The following is a 24,798-nucleotide window of genomic DNA, read 5'->3' as shown; positions in this document are numbered from 1 at the left end:
ATAGAGCGCCCTTAGCGTGTCTGAAAAGACACGCGGCGCTCTATTCCGGCATAAGGACGATCGCTACGGGCAGTGACGAGTGCCCGCGTCCACCATTCCAGCCTCGCCATCATCCGATCGAGCAAACGCAGTGCATCGGCGGGATTGTCGAGCCGCCCGTCCGTGTCGAAGCGGTTCCAAGGTGCGGCAAAGCTCACCGAATCGCGCATCGTGACGGCGTGGAGTTCGGCAAAGACGAGCCGCAGCTGTTCGACGGCGCGCAGGCCGCCGGATATGCCGCCATAGGAAACGAAGGCAACCGGCTTGCCCTGCCAGGGCTCGAAGAAGAAATCGATGATCGACTTCAACGAGGCGGTGAAGCTGTGGTTGTATTCCGGCGTGACGATGATGAAGGCGTCGGCCATGCCAAGTCGCCTGGCGAGCCTGTCGATTTCGGGGTGCGTCATGTCACGGTTGGCCGGCAGCGCGAAATCCAATGGGTCGATGATGTCGATATAAAATTGCGGGAAGCGGAGGAGTTCCTGCGTCAGCCATTTGACCACCCGGTCGCAGATGCGGCCCTCTCTCGTGCTCCCATAGATGACAGCCAGCCTGGTGGGTGTTTGCATGCGTTGCTCCTTGTTGCGATTGGACTTTACGATTGCGGGAGCAAGGGTTATAAAACCTCAACTAATATTGAGGTCAAGAGGCGATGGACACAATTCCTGCAGCGCCGCTCGGCAAGCTCCTGACGGTCGGCGAAGTGGCAGAGCGCAGCGGCCTGGCCGTCTCGGCGCTGCATTTTTACGAGACCAAGGGGCTGATCTCGAGCATCCGCTCCCGCGGCAATCAGCGGCGCTATGGGCGCGACGTGCTTCGCCGGCTCGGCATCATCAAGGTGGCGCAGCGTGTCGGCATTCCGCTTTCGGAAATCCAGGCGGCGTTCACGTCCCTGCCGCAGGGGCGCACGCCGACCGTCGCCGACTGGCAGACGCTGTCGGCGCGTTGGAAGGATGATCTCGACGCGCGAATCAGGCGGCTTAGTCTGCTGCGCGACCGTCTGACCGGCTGCATCGGCTGCGGCTGCCTGTCGATCGAAAGCTGTCCGTTGCGCAATCCCTGCGACCGGCTGGGCAAGGAAGGGCCAGGCGCGCGGCTTCTGGAGGCCGAAAGCTAATCTTCCGCCGGAAGCCTTGCCGGAAAGATGGATGCGCGCCTTTCTTTCGGTCGGCGCGCTCATATGTTAAGGGCGAATGACGCAACCGGCGGCACTGTCCGCGAGGAGGACGGCTTCGTGTTCCATCCCAGACTATTCGAAAATCGCAATGTGGTCGTTACCGGCGCCGGTCGCGGCATCGGCCTTGAGGTGGCCCGGCAGTTCCTGGACTGCGGTGCGAGGGTGATCGTCCATACCGGGCGAAAGCCGGGACGCGACCTGCCGGATTTCCTGCTGACGGCTGAATCGGAAAGACGGGCGCTGCTGCTGCACGCCGATTTCTCCGCGGCCGGCGGGGCAGCGCAATTTGCTGAAGATGCTCTCGCCTTCTTCGACAAGGTCGATGTGCTCGTCAACAATGCCGGCACCATGCTTGGCCGTTTTCCCGCTGCCACACTCACCGACGCAGAATATGAGGCGGTCGTGCGGCTCAACCAAACATCGGTGGTGGCGCTGACGCGGGCGCTGCTGCCGGCATTGAAGGCGGCTGAAGCCGCTGCCATCGTCAACACGGTTTCGATTTCGGCGCTGACCGGCGGCAGCCCCGGTTCTTCGATCTATTCGGCCTCGAAAGCCTTCGTTGCGACTTATTCCAAGGCGCTTGCCCGTGAGCTCGCACCGGACGGAATCCGCGTCAATTGCGTGTCGCCAGGAACGATCGAGACGGATTTCCATGAACGCTATTCCTCCCGCGAAAAGCTTGAGCAGACGAGAAATTCCATCCCCCTGCAGCGGCTCGGCACGCCGGAGGACTGCGCTCCCGCCTATCTGTTCCTCGCGGCTCCCTCGCTCTCGGGCTACATCACCGGACAGGTGATCGAAATCAACGGCGGTCAGCTTATCTGCTGATTTGCTTGGACCTTTTTTGGCATTTCATCACTTTTGACCAATTCGCATTTGCGAATATGCTATTTGTGCTGATCTACCTCATCGCCTCTCTTCCGAGATCCAGAATGCCGTTGCCCAAACCCGAGCCGGGGATCACCGGCCAGGAATTGCACAAACTCGCTGGAAAAGCCGACGAGGCGAGCGATCTGCTGAAAGCGCTAGCGCACCAGACGCGACTTCTGATCCTCTGCATACTGGCGAACGAGGAGCGGACGGTGAGTGAAATCGAAAATATCCTCGGCATACAGCAGGCAATGGTCTCGCAGCAACTGGCGCGGTTAAGGCTCGAAGGCCTGGTCCACACGCGCCGTCAGGGCCGGCTGGTCTATTACAGCATCGGCAATGTCAACGTGCTTGGCTTCCTCGAATCGCTGTTCGATCTTTTTCCGGCTGCAGAAACAGTTAGAGCCTGACGCCGAAAACTGTGCGCGGTTTTCGGACGACATCATGCTCTATTTGTTTGAATTAGATCAGGATTCAGATTTTTAAGCCGATCGGCCTAAAATCACCCTGATCTAGAGACCGGCCTTGCGGAGCACCGCTGCTGTGTCAAAGATGAACTGACCCGGATGATGTCATGCCGGATCGGGAGACCGGATGATCGACAAGCTGGAATTCTTCATCGCCCTTGCCAATGAAAAGCATTTTGGCCGCGCCGCGGAGGAGTGCGGGATCTCGCAGCCGACGCTTTCGGCTGCCATCCGGCAGCTCGAGGATCAGCTTGGCGTCATGCTGGTGCAGCGCGGTTCGCGGTTCCAGGGGCTGACGCCTGAGGGGCAGCGCGTGCTCGAATGGGCCCGACGCATCGTCGGCGATGCCCGCACCATGCGCGAGGAGATGCGCGCTGCGCGCCGCGGTCTTTCCGGCCACATCCGCCTCGCCGCCATTCCGACCGCGCTTGCCATGCTGTCGCGCATCACCACGCCATTTCAGGAGCGGCATCCCGGCGTGACCTTCTCGATCGTCTCGCGGAATTCGCTGCAGGTGCTGAGCATGCTCGAAAACCTCGAAATCGATGCCGGCATCACCTATCTCGAAAACGAGCCGCTCGGCCGCGTCACGACCGTTCCCCTCTATGCCGAGCGCTATAATCTGATCACGGCTGCAGGTAGCCCGCTGTCTGATCGCGACAGCGTGACCTGGCGGGAGATCGGCGATCTTCGGCTTTGCCTATTGACTGCCGACATGCAAAACCGCCGGATCATCAACCGCCACTTGACGGAAGCGGGCGCCACAGCGCATCCGACGCTCGAATCCAACTCGATGATCGTGTTGTTCTCGCATGTCAGGACTGGACGCTGGGCGAGCATCATGCCGCGCAATGTTGCAAAATCCTTCGGATTTCCAGTGGAAATCCGCATGATCCCGATTGTCGAGCCGGAAGCGCATCATCTGGTCGGCCTTGTTGCGCCTTATCGCGAGCCCTTCACGCCGCTTGTCTCGGCCTTGCTGTACGAGGCGAGGGTGCTCGTGCGAGATGAAGAACTTTGATAGAAAAAAACTATCAAGCAACGAGATAGCTTTATTGATCGCCGGCTGCTTCCCTGAGATGGTGGTTGCGGAATAGCACTCGGCCGGGGGAGGCCCGCTATTTCGCAACGAGCAAGCCGCTGGGAGGGCTGCCTTATGACCATTCATATCGCCGAGGGCGATATTGCAGCGCGCACCCGAGCCATTGTCGCCGATCTTCGCTTTCTCGAAGGGCCGCTGCTTCCCATTCTGCATGAGGTTCAGCAAGAATTCGGTTATGTGCCGCAGGAAGCCCTGCCCGTGATCGCGGAGGAACTGAACCTCTCGCGCGCCGAGGTGCATGGCGTGGTGACCTTCTATCACGATTATCGCGACCATCCCGCCGGCCGGCACGTGCTGAAGCTCTGTCGCGCCGAAGCCTGTCAGTCGATGGGCGGCGATGCGCTGGCCGAGCGCGTCAAGACACTGCTCGGCATCGATTTTCATCAGACGACGCTCGACGGCGCATTGACGCTGGAGCCGGTCTACTGTCTCGGGCTCTGCGCCTGCGGGCCGTCGGCGATGCTCGACGGCGAGGTTTATGGCCGGCTCGATGATCAGATGGCGGCGGAACTCGTTGCGGAGGCACGTCGATGACAGTCAGGATATATGTTCCGCGCGATGCCGCTGCGCTGGCGCTCGGGGCCGAAAAGGTGGCAAAGGCGATTGCCCAGGAGATCGCCGCCCGCGGCTTCGATGCCGAGATCGTGCGCAACGGCTCGCGCGGAATGTTCTGGCTGGAGCCGCTGGTCGAAGTCGAGGTTGCCGGCAAGCGCATCGGCTATGGACCGGTGAAGTCGAAGGATGTGCCCGATCTGTTCGATGCCGCGATGATTGATGGAGGCGAGCATCGGCTCTGTCTCGGGGAGGTTGAAGACCTCCCATTCCTCAAGGAACAAACCCGCCTGACCTTCGCCCGGTGTGGCGTCATCGATCCGCTTTCGCTTGGCGATTACGAGGCGCATGGCGGTCTTGCCGGCCTTCGCCGCGCCGTTTCGATGATACCAGTCGATATCGTCAAGGAGGTCACTGGTTCCGGCCTGCGCGGACGCGGCGGCGCCGGCTTTCCCACCGGCATCAAGTGGGAGACCGTTCTCGATGCCGCCGGCGAACGCAAATATATCGTCTGCAATGCCGATGAGGGCGACAGCGGCACGTTCGCCGACCGGATGATCATGGAGGGCGATCCCTTCGTGCTGATCGAAGGCATGGTGATCGCGGGGCTCGCCACCGGCGCCACGAAGGGCTTCATCTATACGCGTTCGGAATATCCTCACGCAATTGCGGCGATGAGCGAGGCCATCGGCATCGCGCGACAGGCAGGCATACTCGGCCTGTCGGTGCTCGGCTCGGGGCGCGCCTTCGATATCGAGGTGCGCACCGGCGCCGGCGCCTACGTTTGCGGCGAGGAGACCGCCTTGCTCAACAGCCTCGAAGGCAAGCGCGGCGTGGTGCGCGCCAAGCCGCCGCTGCCGGCGCATAAGGGACTGTTCGACTGTCCGACCGTCATCAACAACGTGATCTCGCTCGCCTCCGTGCCCGTGATCATGGATAAGGGCGCCGCCTTCTATCGGGATTTCGGCATGGGCCGCTCCCGCGGCACCATCCCGCTGCAGATCGCCGGCAATGTCCGATATGGCGGCCTCTTTGAGACCGCCTTCGGTCTCTCGCTCGGTGATATCGTCGACGGGATCGGCGGCGGCACAGCGACCGGGCGACCGGTCAAGGCGGTTCAGGTCGGCGGGCCACTCGGGGCCTATTTCCCGCGGGCGCTGTTCGACACGCCGTTCGATTACGAAGCCTTCGCCGCCAAGGACGGGCTGATCGGCCATGCCGGCATCGTCGTCTTCGACGACACGGCCGATATGCTGAAACAGGCGCGTTTCGCGATGGAATTCTGCGCCGTCGAAAGCTGCGGCAAGTGCACGCCCTGCCGCATCGGCTCGACGCGCGGCGTGGAGACGGCCGACAAGATCGCGCACGGCATCGAGCCGGAGAAGAACCGGGCGCTGCTTGCCGATCTCTGTAACACGATGAAGTTCGGCTCGCTCTGCGCGCTCGGTGGGTTCACGCCCTATCCCGTGATGAGCGCCATGACGCATTTCCCGGAGGATTTTTCGCCGGCATCTCTGGTGGAGGCGGCGGAATGACGGGGTTTTTTAAAACTTTGCCCCTCACCCTAACCCTCTCCCCGCTTGCGGGGAGAGGGGACGTGCCATACGAGACGTGGCGGGGAACGGAGAGGTTGCGGCGTGTTCCCTTCTCCCCGTTTGCGGGGAGAAGGTGCCGGCAGGCGGATGAGGGGCACGCCCCGAGGCGGCCGACAAGGAAATCTATCGGAGGAGCAATCCATGTCTCTCATCCATGAAATCGACTACGGCACTCCCGCTTCGAAATCCGAAACTATGGTGACGCTCACCATCGACGGACAGCAGATCAGCGTGCCGGAGGGCACCTCCATCATGCGCGCCTCGATGGAGGCCGGTATCGAGGTGCCGAAGCTCTGCGCCACCGACATGGTCGACGCTTTCGGCTCCTGCCGGCTCTGTCTCGTCGAAATCGAGGGCCGGGCCGGAACGCCTGCCTCGTGCACGACGCCGGTGGCGGCGAACATGGTGGTGCACACGCAGACGGGGCGGTTGAAGGATATCCGCCGCGGCGTGATGGAACTCTATATTTCCGACCATCCGCTCGACTGTCTCACCTGCGCTGCCAATGGCGATTGCCAATTGCAGGACATGGCGGGCGCCGTCGGCCTGCGCGACGTACGCTACGGCTATGAGGGCGACAATCACGTCAAGGCGCGCAGCAATGGCGATATCAATCTGAAATGGATGCCGAAGGACGAATCCAATCCCTATTTCACCTATGATCCCTCCAAGTGCATCGTCTGTTCGCTCTGCGTGCGCGCCTGCGAGGAAGTCCAGGGCACCTTTGCGCTGACGATAGAGGGACGCGGCTTCGGCTCGCGCGTCTCGCCCGGCGTGCACGAGCATTTCATCGATTCCGAATGCGTCTCCTGCGGCGCCTGCGTTCAGGCCTGCCCGACGGCGACGCTGACGGAGAAGTCGGTGATAGAGATCGGCCAGCCGGAGCATTCGGCCGTCACCACCTGCGCCTATTGCGGCGTCGGCTGCTCCTTCAAGGCGGAGATGCGCGGCGAGGAAGTGGTGCGCATGGTGCCGTGGAAGGAGGGCCAGGCCAATCGCGGCCATTCCTGCGTCAAGGGTCGCTTTGCCTACGGCTATTCCACCCACAAGGATCGCATCCTCAACCCGATGATCCGTGAAAAGGTCAGCGATCCCTGGCGGGAGGTGAGCTGGGACGAGGCCTTCGCGCATGTCGCGTCGGAGTTCCGCCGCATCCAGTATCAATATGGCCGCGACGCGATCGGCGGCATCACCTCCTCACGCTGTACCAATGAGGAAACCTACCTGGTGCAGAAGCTGGTCCGCGCCGGCTTCGGCAACAACAACGTCGACACATGCGCCCGCGTCTGCCATTCGCCGACCGGCTACGGTCTCGGCCAGACGTTCGGCACGTCGGCGGGCACGCAGAATTTCGACAGCATCGAACATTCGGATGTCGTCGTCATCATCGGCGCCAATCCGACGGATGGCCATCCGGTCTTCGCCTCGCGGCTGAAAAAGCGGCTGCGCCAAGGGGCCAAGCTCATCGTCATCGACCCGCGCCGCACCGACATCGTCCGGTCGCCGCATATCGAGGCTTCCTACCACCTGCCGCTGAAGCCGGGCACCAATGTCGCGGTCATGACGGCGCTGGCGCATGTGATCGTCACCGAAGGGCTCTATGACGAGAGGTTCATCCGCGAGCGCTGCGACTGGTCGGAATTCGAGGACTGGGCCGCCTTCGTCGCCGAACCGCAGCACAGTCCCGAAGAGACGGAAATCTTCACCGGCGTGCCGGCGGCGGATCTGCGCGGTGCGGCAAGGCTCTATGCCAAGGGCGGCAATGGCGCACTCTACTACGGCCTCGGCGTCACCGAACACAGCCAGGGCTCGACCACGGTCATGGCGATCGCCAACCTGGCGATGGCGACCGGCAATATCGGCCGTCCTGGCGTCGGCGTGAATCCGCTGCGTGGCCAGAACAACGTCCAGGGTTCTTGCGACATGGGTTCCTTCCCGCACGAACTGCCGGGCTACCGGCACATTTCCGACGATGCGACGCGCGATATCTTCGAAAAGCTCTGGGGCGTGAAGCTCAACAATGAACCGGGCTTGCGCATTCCGAACATGCTGGATGCGGCGGTCGACGGCTCGTTCAAGGGGCTTTACGTTCAGGGCGAGGACATTCTGCAGTCCGATCCCGATACCAAACATGTCGCGGCCGGGCTGGCGGCGATGGAATGCGTCGTCGTGCAGGACCTCTTCCTCAATGAGACCGCCAATTACGCCCATGTCTTCCTGCCGGGCTCGACCTTCCTCGAGAAGGACGGAACCTTCACCAATGCCGAGCGCCGCATCAATCGCGTGCGCAAGGTGATGTCGCCGCGCAACGGCTATGGCGACTGGGAAGTGACGCAGAAGCTTGCTCAGGCGATGGGGCTCGACTGGAATTACACCCATCCGTCGGAGATCATGGACGAGATCGCCGCGACGACGCCGAGTTTTGCGATGGTCTCCTACGACTATCTCGACAAAATGGGCTCGGTGCAGTGGCCCTGCAACGAGAAGAACCCGCTCGGCTCGCCGATCATGCATGTCAATGGCTTCGTGCGCGGCAAGGGCAAGTTCATCCGCACCGAATATGTGGCGACCGACGAGCGCACCGGTCCGCGCTTCCCGCTGCTGCTGACAACCGGCCGCATCCTCAGCCAGTACAATGTCGGGGCGCAGACGCGGCGGACCGAGAATGTCGTCTGGCATGCGGAAGACCGGCTGGAAATCCATCCGCACGATGCCGAGCAGCGCGGCGTTCGCGACGGCGACTGGGTGAAGCTCGGCAGCCGCTCCGGCGACACGACGCTCAGGGCGCTGATCACCGATCGCGTCGCGCCGGGTGTCGTCTATACGACCTTCCATCATCCCAATACGCAGGCGAACGTCATCACCACCGATTTCTCCGACTGGGCGACGAACTGCCCGGAATACAAGGTGACGGCGGTGCAGGTCTCGCCCTCCAACGGGCCGAGCGAATGGCAGCTGGAATATGACGAGCAGGCGCGGCAATCGCGCCGCATCGCCGGCAAGCTCGAGGCAGCGGAGTGACGATGCGGGGACGGGGCGGCATTGTCGGTGAGCCTCCCCCTTCTCCCCAGCGGGGAGAAGGTGCCCGAAGGGCGGATGAGGGGAGCGGCGCGGCAAATGGTGTTGCCCCTCGCTTGCGCTCGCTCCTGTCGTCGCTCGCCCCCCTCATCGCCTCGCTTTGCTCGGCACTTCTCCCCGCTGGGGAGAAGGGGGGGCAAGCGATTGACGTTGTCTTCCCAAGAGGCCGAGTTGTGGAGGAGGGTGTCTTTCATCCTGTCGCTGCATGGTAAAATTCACCGTCACTGCCCATGCCCCCGAAATCACCCGCCGCAACGGCATCCTGCAGACCGGTTCGCGAATCGTGCCGGAAGAGGTGCCGATCGCCTTTTCCTACGGCGGCAGTTCGCATGCGGTGATGATGGCAACGCCTGATGATCTCGAGGATTTTGCCGTCGGATTCAGCCTGACCGAAGGGATCATTGCCGGGCCGGCGGAGATATCGGGCATCGAGGTCGTCGAGGGTGAGCAGGGGATCGATGTTCAGGTGAGCCTGGTCGACGATGTCGCCGATCGGCTGCGGGCCCGGCGCCGCAGCATGGCGGGGCCGGTCGGCTGCGGGCTCTGCGGCATCGAATCGATCGAACAGGCGGTGCGGCCGGTGGCTGACGTTTCGACATCGCCGCTGGCGCTGTCGCATGCGGATATCGTCCGCGCCGTTTCGCTTCTGAACGAGGCACAGCCGCTGCATCGCGAGACGCGGGCGGTGCATGGCGCCGGGTTCTATCGTCCCGGCAGCGGGCTGATTGCCGTGCGTGAAGACGTCGGCCGGCACAATGCGCTGGACAAGCTCTGCGGCGCCATCATCCGCGCCAGTGAAAGAGGCGCGGACGGCGCCGTCGTCGTCACCAGCCGGCTTTCCGTCGAGATGGTGCAGAAGGCGGCGATCCTCGGCAGCCCGGTGCTCATCGCCATATCGGCGCCGACGGCTCTCGCAATCCGCACGGCCGAAGAAGCCGGCACGACGCTCGTCGCGCTGGTGCGCGGCGAGGATTTCGAGATCTTCACTCACCCGCACCGCATCTCGCCTGAAAGCATTGCCGATGTCGCATGATACCAAGACCAAGCTCGTCTATATGGCAAACCAGATCGCCACCTTCTTCAAGAGCCAGCCGCAAAGCGAGGCCGCGCAGGGGGTCGCCACCCATATCAACAAATTCTGGGACCCGCGCATGCGGCGGCAATTGTTCGAAATTCTGGAGAATGAGGAGAACGGGCTGGATGCGCTCGTGCTTCAGGCCGTTCCTCTGATTAGAAAACCGGAGCCGGTGACACACTAGAGCATTTCCGTTTTTCTCCGAATCACGGAAATGCTCTATCTCTTTGTTTCCACGCAATTCCGGAGAAGGCATCGCTAACCTTCGGCTATCAGAGCCCGGAAAATGATAGTCGCTGCTGAAGTCTGCCTGTGGTGCCGCAATAAAAAACCGCCTCAAGCGGGCGGTTTTCTAATATTCGATCGTATGGTCCGAATCAGGCCGCCAGTTCATCCGTCTCGTTTTCCTTGAACATCTTGGCGAGGTTCAGGAAGCAGATCATGCCATTTTCCGAGGCAATGATGCCTTCGCAATAAGCGCGGTCGAAGGAGGCGGTCACTTCAGGCACCGGCTGGACCTGGCTGGATGAGATGGTGAGAATATCCGAGACGCGGTCGACCAGCATGCCGATGACCATGCTGTGAACTTCGGCGACGACGATGGCGCTGCGCTCATTGGCGACCGTGCTCTTCATGCCGAGCTTGAAAGCAAGATCGATGATCGGGATCACCGAACCGCGCAAGTTCATGACACCGATGACATCGGCCGGTGCATGTGGGATCGGCGTCGACGGCGCCCAGCCGCGGATTTCGCGAATGGTCGTGGTCTTGACGCAGAATTCCTGATCATGCAGGCGGAAGGCAATAATTTCGAGCGTATCGCCGCTGAAGTTAGTCGAATTGATCGTGGCCATTAGAATTCTTCCCAACTGTCGTAAGCCAGGGCAGAAGCGGATGCGCCACCATTGGCGCGGACAAGCTTTGCCTTCATACCACGCGATGGCTTTGCGCTCGGCGAAGCATCGTTACGGCTATCGACGACATTAGCGAAAGAGTGTTGCCCAAATCTAAATTGGGCGACGAGATTGCGAAGGTTTTTATCTCGGATGAAAACCAGGTGGTTTTGCTGTCGATCTCTTCCAGCCGATCTTTGGCATTCAGGATCTTCCAGGGTTCTTCGGGATGGCAAGGAGAATTGCGCCGATTTACTCAGCCTATCGTCTTTTCAATCTGCGAGACGGCCCAATCCACCTGCTCTTTGGTGATGACCAGCGGCGGAGCGAGACGAATCGTATGGTCGTGGGTGTCCTTGGCGAGAAGGCCGCGCTCTTTCAGCGCATGGCAATATTGCCGTGCGCCGCCGGCTTCGGGTTCCAGCTCGATGGCCATCATGAGGCCGCGGCCGCGCACGTCCCTGACGATGTTCGAGCGGATCGACCTGAGGCCTTCGATAAAGTAGTCGCCCATGATAGCGGCGTTCTCGATCATGCCCTCTTCCGTCAGCACCTTGAGTGCGGTACGCGCCACCGCGCAGGCGAGCGGATTGCCGCCGAAGGTCGAGCCGTGCTGGCCGGGTTTTAGCACGCCCAAGACTTCGGAATTCGAAAGCACGGCCGACACGGGATAGAAGCCGCCGGACAGCGCCTTGCCGATCAGCGTCACGTCGGCCTCGATGCCTTCGTGCTCCTCGGCCAGCAGCTTGCCGGTACGGCCGAGGCCGGTCTGAATCTCGTCGAGGATGAGGGTGACGTTATTTGCCGTGCAGAGCTCGCGGATGCGGGTGAAATAACCCGCCGGCGGAATGATGACGCCAGCTTCGCCCTGGATCGGCTCGATCAGGGCGGCCACCGTATTTTCGTTGATCGCTGCCTCGAAAGCCTCGGCATCGCCGAAGGGAATGGTGCGGAAACCTGGCGTATAGGGGCCGAAGCCCGTGCGGGCCTCGGGATCTGTGGAGAAACTGATGATGCTCAGCGTCCGGCCATGGAAATTATCGGCGCAGACGATGATCTCCGCCTTGCCTTCCGGCACGCCCTTGACCTCGTATCCCCATTTGCGCACCGCCTTGATGGCGGTTTCCACCGCTTCGGCGCCGGAATTCATCGGCAGGATCTTGTGCGAGCCGGTGAGAGCTGCAAGTTCTTCGTAGAGATAGGCGAGCTGATCATTGCGGAAGGCGCGAGAGGTGAGCGTCAGCCTGCCCGCCTGCTCGACCATGGCGGCGAGGATCTTCGGGTGACAATGGCCTTGGTTGACGGCGGAATAGGCCGAGAGGCAATCGAGATAACGGTTGCCGTCGGTATCCCAGACATAAACACCTTCGCCGCGCGTCAGCACCACGTCCAGCGGCTTATAGTTATGGGCGCCGAGCCGTTGTTCCGTGGCGATCAGTTTTTCCGAAGTATTCATGGCCGTTCTCCCTCCAGAGCATGATGCCGAAAAGTGTAAGCGGTTTTCGGGCAACATCATGCTCCAACTATTTAATTTAGGCCGTCCCGGCCTAAAATCATCCTGTTTTATGCGGCGCCTGCCCTATGCGGCGCGTGTCGGACGATCGAAGATGCGGCGGCCAAACAGGCTTGCCGTCAGCTCGACCAGGATGCGGGCGCTCTTGCCGCGATCGTCGAGAAACGGATTGAGCTCGACGAGATCGAGCGACGAGACGAGGCCGCTGTCCGAAAGCATTTCCATCACCAGATGCGCCTCGCGAAAGGTCGCGCCGCCCGGCACCGTTGTGCCGACGCCGGGGGCAATCTCGGGATCGAGGAAATCGAGGTCGAGGCTGACATGCAGCAGGCCGTTCGCCTTGGTGACGACATCGAGGATCTCGCGCATGATGGCGCCGATGCCCTGCTCGTCGATTGCGCGCATGTCGAAGACATTGACGCCGTGTTCGTGGATTTCCTCGCGTTCGCGCGCATCAACCGAACGGATGCCGACCTGGAAGACGTTCTTTGGATCGACGAACGGACGGTCCTTCGGCAGGATCTCGGCGAACTCCGCCTCGCCGCAGAAGAAGGCGACGGGCATGCCGTGAATATTGCCGGAGGGCGACGTTGCCGGAGAATTGAAATCGGCATGGGCATCAAGCCAGAGCACGAAGAGCGGGCGGCCTTTGCTGGCGGCATAGCGGGCCATGCCGGAGACGGTGCCCATAGAAAGGCTGTGGTCGCCGCCGAGAATTAGCGGAAAACGGCCGGAGGCGGCCACGTCGTGGACGCTGCTTTCGAGCGCGCGGGTGAAGGCGCCGACAATCCTCAAATTGTGAGCCTTCGGGTGATTCGGCAGGTCCATCGCCGGCACGATCCTGAGATCACCGATATCGGCGACGTCATGGCCAAGCTCGATCAACGTCTGGTCGACGCCGGCAATGCGCAGGGCGGAAGGGCCCATGGCAGCCCCTCTGCGGCCGGAGCCTTCTTCCAGCGGCGCGCCGATGAGGGTGACAGATCGCGATTGGGCATCCATTTCGAGGGCTCCGTGGTTGTGGCCTGTTTCGACCGATATTGGGGTAAAGTGCTGGTAGCAAAAAGATGGAAAAACGTCAGAAATGGAATATGATTGCGCAGATTGATAAATCTATTTTGACAAAGTGGGCAGCGTGGACGATCTCGACACCGAACTTCTCAGTGCACTTCGCCATAACGCCCGGATTTCCGTCTCGTCGCTTGCCGCGATGACAGGTGCATCGCGGGCGACAGTTGCCGCCCGTATCGACCGGCTGGTCGCCAGCGGCACCATTGTCGGCTTCACCATTCGCACCGGCCATGAGACGCGGTCCGCCGGCGTGCGCGCCATCGTCATGATCGAGGTGCTGGGCAAGCTCGCCGACAGGGTGGCCGATCAGTTGAGGGGCCTGCCGCAGGTGCGCGCGCTTCACAGCACCAACGGCAAATGGGATTTCGTCGCCGAGCTCGAGGATCGCGATCTTGCCGCCTTCGACGAGACGCTGCGCCGCGTCCGGCTGATCAACGGCATCAATTCGACCGAGACCAACATCCTTCTCAAGACAAGCAAAACCGGTTTTTAAGCCGGCTTAAAGCTTGTGCATGCTGTCCGCAAACTGCTGCATAGCTTCGGGAGGATGCATCAGTATTCTCGTTCGTAGACAATCCCGGCTTCGCCCTCACCGTTGCCACCGGCCCCTCCGCGCAGCTTGACGCCGCGGCCGACATCGAGGTTGATCACCGCCTTGGCGCCGGCCGAACCGCCCTGCTGCAATTCGAAATAGGTGCGATCGTTGAGATAGCGGCCGACGCTGACGCTCGTCTGGCCCTTGGAATCGGTGCTGACGTCGAAATCGTCGACGCCGAGTTGATTGCGTAGGCCTTCGAAAAGCGAGGTGGAGCGGTTGCCGGCCAGCTGACTGACGGCATCGGCGAGCTGAGCGATCTGCACCGGCGAGAGCTTCGACATCGACTGGCCGAAGATCAGCTGTGCCAGCACCTCGTCCTGCGGCAGCTCGGGCGAGGAGGAGAAAGTGATTGCGGGATCGGTGGCAAGGCCCGCGACGTCGACGGTCAGCGTCGTCGTGCCGGAGGACGATGTCGCTTCCATATCGAGCGCCGGCGTCAAGTCGCCGGCAAAGGTGATCCTGCTCTTGTCAGAGAAGTCCAGGCGGCGGTTGAGAATGGTCAGGCGGCCGCGGCGCATGGTGAAACCGCCGGTCACGATGGGTGCAGCCGCCGTTCCGCGGATCGTCACCTGGCCGCCGAGTTCGGCGTCGATGCCGCGGCCGCGAACGAAGATATGCGAAGGCGCGTCGATTTCGAGATCCAGCGTGATCACGGAGGATTTCTCCCCAGGTTTGCGCTCGCCGTTATCGCGCATCTGCGCAAGCACGGCGCGCGGCGCATTCTTGTGCCGGATGTCGATTTCTCTCAGCGAGGTCGGCAGTTTTTCCGGGACCGTGATTGAGGTCTTATCCAGCAGCAGTTTGCCGCTCAGCGTCGCACTGGCGATCGGCCCGCGCAGGCCGACCGTGCCGTTGACGGTCGAGACGACAAGCGTTCCATCGACGTAGACCGCTTTGTCGAGCTTGATCGAAATGTCGGCGGGAAAGCCGCCAGCCGGCTGGATGCCGATCGTGCCGCTTGCAGAAATCGTGCCGCCGCCGCCAAGGTTGCCGCTGAGACGCGATATTACGGCCTGGCTGCCATTGAAGGTTACGGTTGCCGCGAGATTGTTGACCGCCAGATTGCGCCGGACGTCGACGAGCTTGGCGCCGTTGGTCGAGACCGTGCCATTGATGACGGGTGCTGCGGCCGTTCCGCCAATCTGGAGATTGACAGTGGCGACGCCGTCCGCGACGAGGCCCTGCTGCGCGAGCGGGGCGCCGAGCACGGCAAAGGGAAGATTGCCTGTGAAGTGCATGTCGATGGCGCGATTGCCTGTGATCACGACACTGCCGCCGCCCTTCAGCGACATGCCGGCGTCACCGGCAAGGCTGGTGTCGACCGTCAGCTTGTTTCCGGCAAGTTTGCCTGACGCACCGATGGTGAACGGCGAAAGGCCGGCGCCTTTTGTCTGGCTCGTCCCTGCGTTCTTCCAATCGACCTTGAAATCGACCGACGGCGCCGATAGCGCGCCGGTGGCCTTTACGGTCGCCGAGACCGCGCCTTCAGCGGCAAGGCCGGGAACGAAGCCGTTGGCGATGCCGGCCGGAACATTGGTGGCGTTCGCCGTGACGTCGACCGAGCGGATCGACGTGCCTGCGATCGAAAGATCGCCGGCTGCTTTCAGCGCAATGCCGCCGCCGCCAGTCAGGTTCGCGTCGAAATCCAGCCTGTCACCGGCATATTTTCCCGTTGCCGCCAGCGCGAGGCGGGACAGGCCGGCTGCCTTGGTGTGGCTGGTCGCGGCATCCTTCCAGTCGAGCTTGAAATCGACGATCGGATTGGCCGGCGTTCCCGACGTTATGGCGCTTGCCGAAAGCGTGCCTTCGGCACCGAGGCCGGGAACGAAGGCATTTGCGATATTTGCCGGCAGCGCCGGGATATCGGCATTGATCGAAAGGTCCCGGATGGCGGTTCCCGCGATCGTGACGCCGCCCTTTGCCTTGGCCAACACGCCGTCCTTGCCGGCGAGATTAGCGTCGAAATCGACCCGGTCATTGGCGAACTTGCCGGATGCCGCAGCGTTCAAGCCCGAAAGGCCGCTGCTCTTGGTCTGGGCGGTCGCGGCGTTCTTCCAGTCGAGCTTGAAATCGACCGCCGGCTTTGGAAGTGTGCCAGAAGCCGATGCCGTTCCCGAGACGGTGCCTTCTGCGGCAAGACCCGGGACGAAGCCGTCGGCGAGGCCTGCCGGAAGGTTGGCGAGATCGGCCTTGACGTCAAGGTTGCGAACCGACGTGCCTGAAATCGCAACGTTGCCGGCGGCCTTCAGCGAAAGGCCGCCCTGGCCGGCGAGATTGGTATCGAAATCGAGCCGGTTGTCGGCAAAGCGTCCCGATGCGGCAAGTGCCAGGCCGGAGAGGTGCGCGAGTCGGGTCTGGCTGGTCGCAGCGTCGGTCCAGTCGAGCTTGAAGTCGGCTTTCAGTGCGGCGAATGTTCCGGCGGCGGACATGGTGCCGGAAATCGTGCCGCCGGCCGCGAGATCGGGAACGAAGGCATTTGCGAGGCTGGCGGGAAGCTTGGCGATCTCGGCATCGACCTTGATGCTGTCGATCGCCGTACCAGCCAATGCGACATTGCACATGGCCTTTAGTGAAAGGTCTTTATCGCCGCTGACCGCCGCGTTGAAATCGAGCTTGTTTTCGGCAAATTTTCCCGATGCGGTCACGCCGAGCGCTGCAAGGCCGGCCCGTTTCGTATGGCTCGTCGCAGCATCTTTCCAATTGAGATCGAAATCGGCATTCGGGGCGGAGAGCGACCCCCTAGTCACAATCTTTCCCGAGATCGTACCTTCGGCGGCGAGATCGGCGACGAAGCCGTTTGCGATGTTTGCCGGAACATTGGCCAGCACGGCATCGACGTTCACGGTGTCGATTGTCGTGCCTTTTACGGCAACATTGCCGTTTGCTTTCAGGGAAAGGTTGTCGGCGCCCTCTATCGCTGTGTCGAAATTGAGCTTGTTTTCGGCGAATTTTCCCGAGGCGCTCACGTCGAGCGCTGCAAGGCCGGCGCGTTTCGTATGGCTGGTCGCGGCGTTTTTCCAATCAAGATCGAAGTTGGCGTTCGGGGCGGAAAGAGAGCCGATAGCCGCGATGCTTCCCGAGATCGTGCCTTCGGCGGCGAGATCGGCTGCGAAGCTGTTTGCTATGTTTGCCGGAACGTTGGCCAGTGCGGCATCGACCTTGACATTGTCGATCGTCGTGCCTTTTAGGGCAACATTGCCGTTTGCCTTCAGCGACAGGCTGTTGGCACCGCCGATCACTGTGTCGAAATCGAGCTTGCTGTCGGCGAATTTTCCGGATGCCTTGACGGCGAGGTCGGCAAGGCCCGCACGCTTCGTCTGGCTCGTCGCAGCGTCTTTCCAATTGAGATCGAAATCGGCACTCGGGGCGGAGAGCGACCCGCTGGCGGAGATCTTTCCAGAGATCGCGCCTTCGGCGGCGAGATCGGGGACGAAGCTGTTTGCGATATTTGCCGGAACATTCGCTAGTGCGGCGTCGACCGTGAGGTTGCCGATCGTCGTGCCCGTGGTGGCGATATTGCCGTTTGCCTTTAAGGAGAGGCTGTTGGCGCCGCCGATCACTGCGTCGAAATCGAGCTTGCTGTCGGCGAATTTTCCGGATGCCTTGACGGCGAGGTCGGCAAGGCCCGCACGCTTCGTCTGGCTGGTCGCAGCACTTTTCCAATCGAGATCGAAATTGGCGGTGGGAGCAGCGAGCGAGCCGGAGGCGGCCAGTTTTCCTGTAATCGTGCCTTCGGCGGCGAGATCGGGAACGAAGCCATTGGCAATGCGGGCAGGCAGGTTGAGGATATCGGCATTGACATCAAGCACCGGCGCCTTCGGGTCGGCGAGCGCGACATTGCCGGCGGCCTTCAGCGACAGGCCGTCATTGCTGCCAATCGTCGTGTCGAAATCGAGCTTGCTGTCGGCGAATTTGCCGCCGGCGGTGATGCCGAGCGGTGCCAGGCCCGCCCCCTTGGTCTGGCCCGTCGTCGCATCCTTCCAGTCGAGCTTGAAGTCGGCGACCGGTGCTGCCGCCGTTCCGGTTACGGCAATCGTTCCGGAGATCGTGCCGCCGGCTGAAAGGTTGGGCACGAAACCGTTGGCGAGCGCTGCTGGCAGCTCGTGGATGTCTGCATCGAGCTTCAGCGTTTCACCGGCGGAACCGGTGACGGTCACCGAACCGGTGCCGGTCTTCAGCGTCAGTCCGTTCAGACTGGCGGCACCGCCGCCGATGGCGACCTGCGTCGGTGCGGCAAGCTCGATCGGGATATTGCGGGGGCTTGCCGAAAAGCGATCGAGGTTCAGCTGCATCGTACCGGCCGCCGCCTCGATATTGCCGGCCGCCAGCACGGGATTGCCGTCATAGGCAGCATCGAGATCGAAGTCGGTATGGTCTTGCTGCTTGGCAAAATCGAGCGAAAACCCGGCCAGCCTGTTCGTTCCGACACTCACCTCCGCGGCCTTGACCGTACCTTTTGCGGCAAGGGCTTTGAGATCGCTGACCGTGACATCGATATCCGGCTTGGCGATCGCAAGCGTATCACGGCGGATCGATCCGCCTGTTGCAAGCAGCTTGAGCGCAATCCTGCCGCTATCGCTGCTCACGCCAAGCGACCCCTTGAGATCACCGTCGGCTTTCTGTCCGCCGAGTGCGGCAAGCAGGCCGACATTGGGGAAATCGAAGGTCAGTGCGCCTGTTGGCTCCAGGGAAGGCGAGAATTCCACATTGCCGGTCAGCCGGTTGCCGCCGATATCAGCGGTCAAAGCCGGAATACTCGTCTTGCCGTCCCGCGAACTGATGTCACCGTTGATGCCGATCGGCTGGCCGTCGATCGTGCCGGTGGCGGCGATCCTGCCCTGCGGCGCCTTGGGATCGGCGAGCCCTGACAGGTCGATATTCAGATTGCCGAGCACGCGGTCGGCCATTTCAAGGCTGGCGGCCTTCAGATTGGCCGTCACCGAGATTGCCGGGAGCTCACCGCCAACTCTCAATGCATAACCCGCGCCACCACTGGCGCCGGGGATGAGCTTGCCGATGTCAGGCAACCGGCCGGAGAGATCGGCATTCAACATCCCGTCGTCGAGCGCGACGTTGCCGGCGGCTTCGAGCGTGCCGGATTTCAGGACGATGTTGGACAGCGCGAATTTTGACGGGATGGTGCCGACCATCTGGCTTTCGAGCGAGATCGGTCCGTCGAACCTGCTTGTCACCGCAGCCGGCAGGGCTGCCGGGTCGATGGTGAGCTTGAGGTTGCCGGTCAGCGCCTTGTCTGCCAGCCGATAGGATCCGTTGAGGCCGCCGTTGATATTGGCGCTTTCGACGGTGGTGGCGTTGAAGCCCATGCCACTGGGCGAGATCTGCAGCGGCGAGGCGATCGTGACCGGGCCCTGGACGGCGCGATTGAGGTTCGGGTCGGAGAAGGTTACGTCGCCGGCAACGAGGCGCAGCTGGACGCTGCCGGAACGCGCGGCGAGATTGAAGGCGTCGCTCTTTGCGGTCAGCTTGATGTTGCCGATATTGGCCTGCGGAAGGGTTGCGGTGTCGAGTGAGCCGCTGACGTTCAGCCGGGCGGCCTGCGCATCGCCTGTGAGCGCCAGGTTGAGGCCTGATATAAGAAAGCGCGCTTCGCCTTCGGCGAGCGGCCAGCGGAAATCGACAGGCCCCGACGTGCCGAGCAGATTGGCGTTCAGGCTGTTATTGCCGGCCGGATCGAGGGTGCCCGAGGCGGCGATCACCACGCTGCCGGTGGCGATATTGCCGGTCTGGATATCGATCTTGCCGTGATTGTCGAAGGTCGTGGCAAGATCGATATTGGTCTGGCCGGCAAAAAGCGGCCGGAATGCCGATGGAAGCAGCGAGCTCAAGTCACCGCCACCCTTGAGGTCGAGATGGTGCAGCCCGTCTGCCGTGATCTGATGCCGGGCCTCGATTGCGGCGCGCTGCTGCCCGTCGAGGGCGGCCTGCACTTTGCCTTTCCAATCGGATATCGGCCCCTGGCCGTCGAGATCAATGTTGACCGCCGGGCTGTCCGGCAAGCCGAGAAAGCCCGCCAGCAGCCCGCCCTTCGGCTCGGACAGCTGCGCCTTCAACCGCAGCCGGTTTTCGGCCGGCGCAAAGGCGATGTCGGCGGCAAGCCGCGCATCCGGGACCGCGTGACGGCTGACATTGACGACGGCCTCGCCGCCATCGCCATTTGCCGCAAGGCTGCCTTCGGCGGCGAGCGCAAAGGCGCGGCCGGCAACAGGTGCGGCAAGTTTGATATCGGGCAGCGCGACACGGTCTATATCGACCTTGATCGGAAGATTAAATCCGCCTGAATTTTCAGCTCCGGGCCGCGAGGGCAGGGTGCGCACCGGCTTGCGCAGCACGTTGATCGCTTCGATCTCGAAGCGTTTGGCATGGAAAGTTCCCGTCAGCAGCGCAAGCGGATTCCAGTCGATCGCGACGCCATGAATTTCCGCAAAGACGCCCCTGGTGTCGGAGATGGAAATCTCGGCGGCCCGCAGACCGCCGGTCAAAAGGCCTTGCGGTTCGCGAACCTCGATCGTCATGTCGCGGTTGGAAAGCGTGGAGGCTACCTTTTCGGTGACGATGCGAGCGCCAAAACTGGTGAAGCCGAAGATCGCCAGTGCCACGACCGCGAGAATCAAAGTGGCACCGACGGCATAGCCGGTGAGCCGTACGATCCAGTTAACGATTTTTGCCAGCGTTTGCATCGGCGCGGACACTACCCCGTTTTCATGACGGCTCACAGATCGGTAAACACAGCGGAAACGGCAACCCTAGAAGGATTGGCCAATGCCGGCGTAGATTCCGTAATCTGTGCCATCTTCGTACTTGTTTAGCGGCACGGCAAAATCAAGCCGCAGCGGGCCGAAAGGCGTTGCATATCGTATTCCGGCGCCGGCGCCGGCGCGGATATCGGAAAAACCCGGAAAGGTGCTGTCCGATACCGTGCCGACATCGACGAAGGGCACGATGCCGATCGTATCGGTGATCTTGATGCGGGCCTCCAACGAACCGGTCACATAAGAGCGGCCGCCGGTGGCATCGCCATTGTCGTTATAAGGCGAGATTTCCTGATAGCTGTATCCGCGCACAGAACCGCCGCCGCCGGCAAAGAAGCGTTGGGTGGCGGGAATGTCCCCAATGCTATCGCCGCCGATCAGGACGCCGGCGGCAACCTTGCCGGCAAGCACCAGGCCGTCTTCCTGGCCGAACGGCAAATAGCCGGAAATCGAGCCCTCGAATGCCGCATAGGGCGTGGCGTTGAAGATTTCGTAGCCAGGCTTTGCCGAGAGCGTCGCGCGATAGCCTTCCGTTGGGTTGAACTTGTCGTCGCGTGCATCGCGATCATATTTGATCGGCAGGGTGAAGGTCAGATAGTCGTTCGTGCCAAAGGCGTCGTCGTCGCGCTCCCAGCTGACCTCGCCGCTCGCCGAGACGGTGTCCCGGTCGGTCAGCTCGTAGGAAAGGCCGAGCGAGGCGGTGACCAGCGTCGCGTTGTAAGCATCCGGATTTTCGGTCTTGGCGACGATGCCGGCCTTCAAGGTGGCGGCGGGGAAGAAGGCGCCGGGCTTGGTGAAGAGGATGCCGGCGGAATAGTCGAGGCTGCCGACATCCGTCGTTTCGCCAAGCCTGGAGACCGATCCCTCGATCCTCAGCGTTTCGGCTTCGCCGAACAGGTTGCGGTGGCCCCAATAACCCTGAACACCGAAGCCGTCGGTGGTGGAATATTGCGCGCCGACGCCGAAGTAGCGCCTCTTGCCTTCGGAAACCTCGATCGTCATCGGCAGCGTGCCATCGGATGCCAGCGCATCGCCTTGGTGGATGGTGACGCTCGAAAAGACACCGAGGGCGCGCAACCGCTCGCCGGCTTTCTTCAGTGCTTCCGGGGAATAGGCTTCGCCCTTGTTCAGCCGGGAATAACGCTGGATGAAAGCCGGCTTGACGGTCTTTTCGCCGGTGACGCCGACATCGCCGATCGGGGCGACGGGACCGCCCTCGGCAGCAAGGACGATATCGACGGTATCGCTGTTGTGATCGGCGACGACCTTGCGTTCGGTTAACTTGGCAAACGGCCGGCCTTCGCTCTTCAATTGTTCGACGATCTTGTCGCCGGCCTTGATGATGGCGAGCGAGCCGGCCTCAGCGCCCGGGGCGAGATCGTAATCGGCGGGATTATGGTTCGCAGCATCGCCGCCGAACTGTACTTCCCTGACCTTGAAAACGGGGCCGGGAGCAATGTCGACGGTGACGGGGATCGGGCCTGACCGGTCGAATGTCGGATTGGGTGGCAGGTCGTCGATATTCTTGCCGTCGATGGTGATCGTCACCAGGCCGCCATAACGGGCCTTTTCATAGAGAGTGGCGATCAGGCGCTCTCGGTCGTCGCGCGCCTTGACGACGATGCCGAGATCGCCGGACACCGGCTGCTTCTGGTCGCTGACGAGACGGGAACTGTTTTCCAGCGCTTCTTTCAGGTCGGGATCGGCGGTATCGGCTTTAAGGTCGACGTGGTAGCGCACCGGATCGGGCACCTGTTCGCCTTCGTCTTCTTCTTTGCCGAAAATGGTGATGCCGAAAAGCTTGAAGGCGTAAGCGTCGCCGATCAGGACCGGTGAGAACGCAGCTGCCGCTGCGACCACCATCATGGTGCCTGTTCGCCGATACGCAGTACTTGTTTTCGGACCTGTCCCTCTAATCCGCATCCGCCGCTTTTGGTTACGCCTATGATGAAGCTTCGTTGCCCAGCCGTGAACAGCTTAGCGATAAAATCGCGCGGGGTGTACCATTTTAAATTGCCAACGCACTAATTTAGCACAAAAAATCCCGGACCTGTGTCCGGGATTTCCTGGATTTAGCGATTTCAGGGTGCTCTCACCGAGGGCAACTATCGATGTAGCGGCGACCGTAGCGGTCGCGATAGTAGCATTGGCCGGGCTGTTCGGCGACGCTGCCGATAAGGGCGCCGGACACGCCGCCGATCGCGGCGCCGACTGCCGCGCCACGAACATTGCCGGTGACTGCGCCGCCGATGACGGCGCCTGATGCAGCGCCGATGCCGGCGCCCTGCTGCGTCGGCGTGCAGCTTGCAATCGACAGGCCGACCAATGCGAGTATGACAGCTTTCTTCATCTTTTCTCTCCGAGGTTGTTGCCCAGCGGGCAAAGGCCGTCCCTTCTATTTTTTTGTCAGGCTAGACCGAAAACTATGTCGGAAGAAAGGGTTGTCCATCCGGTGTGCTGATTTTTTTGCGATCGGGCCGGGTCGCCTTTTGCACGGTGCGCAAGCTCCCCCTGCCTTCTGCGGCATCAATTTCGTTGATCGCGGCGCGCATATTTTTTATCTGGAATCATTCAAAAATCTGGGCCTTTTGCCGCAGTTGATGTTAAAGCAAAGGGTAAGCATTGACGCGCGGACGTCCAGTCATCAAGAACATCTGCGCGATACTGGAGCACATGATGGATTTCGAAGCGTTTTTCAAAGACGAGCTGGACGGGCTTCATAGCGAAGGCCGTTACCGCGTTTTTGCCGATCTCGAGCGTCACCGCGGCAATTTCCCCCGCGCGACGCGTCACACCGCGGATGGCCAAAAGGAAGTCACGGTCTGGTGCTCCAACGACTATCTCGGCATGGGCCAGCATCCGAAGGTGATCGAGGCGATGAAGAACGCCATCGACCACTGTGGCGCGGGTGCGGGAGGCACCCGCAATATTTCTGGCACCAACCATCATCACGTCATGCTCGAGCGTGAGCTTGCCGATCTGCACGGCAAGGAAGCAGCGCTGATCTTCACCTCGGGCTATGTCTCCAACTGGGCAGCGCTCGGCACGCTCGGCGCCAAGATCCCCGGCCTGATCATCTTCTCCGACGCGTTGAACCATGCCTCGATGATCGAGGGCATCCGCTACGCCAAGTGCGACAAGGTGATCTGGAAGCACAATGACGTGGCCGATCTCGAAGCCAAGCTCAAGGCCGCCGATCCGAAGGCGCCGAAGCTGATCGCCTTCGAGAGCGTCTATTCGATGGATGGCGATATCGCCCCGATCAAGGAAATCTGCGACCTCGCCGACAAATACGGGGCGATGACCTATCTCGACGAAGTGCATGGCGTCGGCATGTATGGCCCGCGCGGCGGCGGCATTGCCGAGCGCGAAGGGCTGATGGACCGGCTGACCGTGATCGAGGGCACGCTCGGCAAGGCGTTCGGGGTGATGGGCGGCTATATCGCCGCGTCGACGGCGCTTTGCGATTTCATCCGCTCGTTTGCGTCCGGCTTCATCTTCACCACGGCGCTGCCGCCGGCGCTGGCAGCCGGCGCCGTCGCCTCGATCCAGCACCTGAAGGTCAGCCAGTTCGAGCGCGCCCGCCATCAGGACCGTGTCCGCAAGCTGAGGGCGCTGCTCGACCAGCGCGGCATTCCGCATATGCCCAATCCGAGCCATATCGTGCCGGTGCTGGTCGGCGATGCGGCCAAGTGCAAGTGGATCTCCGACCTGCTGCTCGACAATTGCGGCGTTTACGTTCAGCCGATCAACTATCCCACCGTGCCGAAGAAGACCGAGCGCCTGCGCATCACGCCGACGCCGCTGCATTCCGACGCCGATATCGCCCATCTGGTCGAGGCGCTGCATTCGCTCTGGTCGCGCTGCGCGCTCGCAAGGCACGTCGCCTGACTTTTTCGATGATCGCTTGGTTCGAACCGTAATTCAGGGCCTCCGCCGGAGGCTCTGACAGCGATCGATCTTGCTCTCGCAAGACGCCGCAACAGGCCCCTTTGCCC

General features: G+C 61.8%; 18 protein-coding genes. 11 read left to right on the top strand and 7 right to left on the bottom strand.

Going from position 1 to position 24,798, the window contains the following annotated elements:
* Positions 1-11: 11 nt before the first annotated feature.
* On the bottom strand, positions 12-608 hold the full coding sequence (locus N2600_RS20890; protein WP_260297293.1) for an NADPH-dependent FMN reductase: 597 nt from the start codon (positions 606-608) through the stop codon (positions 12-14).
* An 83-nt stretch (positions 609-691) separates the two neighbouring features.
* Between N2600_RS20890 and soxR the strand changes: the two genes are divergently transcribed.
* The 9 genes from soxR (at position 692) to N2600_RS20845 (ending at position 10,139) form a co-directional block, all read left to right on the top strand.
* Entirely contained in the window at positions 692-1,156 is a 465-nt protein-coding gene (gene soxR / locus N2600_RS20885; protein ID WP_017966285.1) for a redox-sensitive transcriptional activator SoxR, read from the top strand.
* A gap of 117 nt (positions 1,157-1,273) precedes the next feature.
* A complete protein-coding gene (locus N2600_RS20880) occupies positions 1,274-2,044 on the top strand; it encodes an SDR family NAD(P)-dependent oxidoreductase (RefSeq protein ID WP_260298855.1) in 771 nt (256 codons plus the stop codon).
* Between the two features lie 104 nt (positions 2,045-2,148).
* Positions 2,149-2,496: an ArsR/SmtB family transcription factor gene (locus N2600_RS20875; RefSeq protein ID WP_260109601.1), complete on the top strand. Its 348-nt coding sequence runs from the start codon at positions 2,149-2,151 to the stop codon at positions 2,494-2,496.
* Between the two features lie 184 nt (positions 2,497-2,680).
* Positions 2,681-3,574 (top strand): LysR family transcriptional regulator, encoded by an 894-nt coding sequence (locus N2600_RS20870; RefSeq protein ID WP_222292977.1) that lies wholly within the window; start codon positions 2,681-2,683, stop codon positions 3,572-3,574.
* A gap of 135 nt (positions 3,575-3,709) precedes the next feature.
* Entirely contained in the window at positions 3,710-4,189 is a 480-nt protein-coding gene (locus N2600_RS20865; RefSeq protein WP_260297291.1) for a formate dehydrogenase subunit gamma, read from the top strand.
* A complete protein-coding gene (locus N2600_RS20860; RefSeq protein WP_260297290.1) occupies positions 4,186-5,742 on the top strand; it encodes a formate dehydrogenase beta subunit in 1,557 nt (518 codons plus the stop codon). The genes N2600_RS20865 and N2600_RS20860 overlap by 4 nt, the downstream gene beginning before the upstream one ends.
* A 201-nt stretch (positions 5,743-5,943) precedes the next feature.
* A complete protein-coding gene (gene fdhF / locus N2600_RS20855; protein ID WP_162116836.1) occupies positions 5,944-8,823 on the top strand; it encodes a formate dehydrogenase subunit alpha in 2,880 nt (959 codons plus the stop codon).
* A gap of 262 nt (positions 8,824-9,085) precedes the next feature.
* Positions 9,086-9,913, top strand: a complete 828-nt coding sequence (fdhD, locus tag N2600_RS20850; RefSeq protein ID WP_260297289.1) for a formate dehydrogenase accessory sulfurtransferase FdhD — start codon at positions 9,086-9,088, stop codon at positions 9,911-9,913.
* Complete coding sequence (locus N2600_RS20845) at positions 9,903-10,139, top strand: formate dehydrogenase subunit delta (RefSeq protein WP_170260957.1); 237 nt, start codon at positions 9,903-9,905, stop codon at positions 10,137-10,139. The genes fdhD and N2600_RS20845 overlap by 11 nt, the downstream gene beginning before the upstream one ends.
* Before the next feature lie 193 nt (positions 10,140-10,332).
* Here the strand turns inward: N2600_RS20845 and N2600_RS20840 are convergent, their stop codons facing one another.
* The 3 genes from N2600_RS20840 to rocF form a co-directional block, all read right to left on the bottom strand.
* A complete protein-coding gene (locus N2600_RS20840; protein ID WP_003543427.1) occupies positions 10,333-10,809 on the bottom strand; it encodes a chemotaxis protein CheW in 477 nt (158 codons plus the stop codon).
* Positions 10,810-11,104: 295 nt separating this feature from the next.
* Entirely contained in the window at positions 11,105-12,304 is a 1,200-nt protein-coding gene (gene rocD, locus N2600_RS20835) for an ornithine--oxo-acid transaminase (protein WP_260297288.1), read from the bottom strand.
* 123 nt (positions 12,305-12,427) lie between these two features.
* Positions 12,428-13,363 (bottom strand): arginase, encoded by a 936-nt coding sequence (gene rocF / locus N2600_RS20830; protein WP_170257092.1) that lies wholly within the window; start codon positions 13,361-13,363, stop codon positions 12,428-12,430.
* A 124-nt stretch (positions 13,364-13,487) separates the two neighbouring features.
* Here rocF and N2600_RS20825 point away from each other — a divergent pair, with 124 nt between their 5' ends.
* Entirely contained in the window at positions 13,488-13,925 is a 438-nt protein-coding gene (locus N2600_RS20825; protein ID WP_260297287.1) for an Lrp/AsnC family transcriptional regulator, read from the top strand.
* A 59-nt stretch (positions 13,926-13,984) separates the two neighbouring features.
* On the opposite strand, the gene N2600_RS20820 is transcribed toward N2600_RS20825, so the two are convergent.
* The 3 genes from N2600_RS20820 to N2600_RS20810 all read right to left on the bottom strand — a co-directional run bounded on the left by N2600_RS20820 (position 13,985) and on the right by N2600_RS20810 (position 23,150).
* On the bottom strand, positions 13,985-20,728 hold the full coding sequence (locus tag N2600_RS20820) for a translocation/assembly module TamB domain-containing protein (RefSeq protein WP_260298854.1): 6,744 nt from the start codon (positions 20,726-20,728) through the stop codon (positions 13,985-13,987).
* Positions 20,729-20,794: 66 nt separating this feature from the next.
* Positions 20,795-22,723 carry an autotransporter assembly complex protein TamA gene (locus N2600_RS20815; protein WP_260297286.1) on the bottom strand — a complete coding sequence of 643 codons (1,929 nt, stop codon included), beginning with the start codon at positions 22,721-22,723 and terminating at the stop codon, positions 20,795-20,797.
* A gap of 169 nt (positions 22,724-22,892) precedes the next feature.
* The gene (locus tag N2600_RS20810; RefSeq protein ID WP_017966299.1) at positions 22,893-23,150 is read right to left on the bottom strand and encodes a YMGG-like glycine zipper-containing protein; all 258 of its coding nucleotides are present in this window, start codon (positions 23,148-23,150) and stop codon (positions 22,893-22,895) included.
* Between the two features lie 326 nt (positions 23,151-23,476).
* On the opposite strand from N2600_RS20810, the gene hemA reads away from it, so the two are divergent.
* Positions 23,477-24,691, top strand: a complete 1,215-nt coding sequence (gene hemA / locus N2600_RS20805) for a 5-aminolevulinate synthase (RefSeq protein WP_260296825.1) — start codon at positions 23,477-23,479, stop codon at positions 24,689-24,691.
* Positions 24,692-24,798: the final 107 nt, after the last annotated feature.

This window comes from Rhizobium sp. WSM1274 (assembly GCF_025200775.1).
Taxonomy (GTDB): domain Bacteria; phylum Pseudomonadota; class Alphaproteobacteria; order Rhizobiales; family Rhizobiaceae; genus Rhizobium; species Rhizobium leguminosarum_I.
Note: the sequence above shows the minus strand (reverse complement) of the source record. Positions and strands in the feature narration are given on the sequence as shown.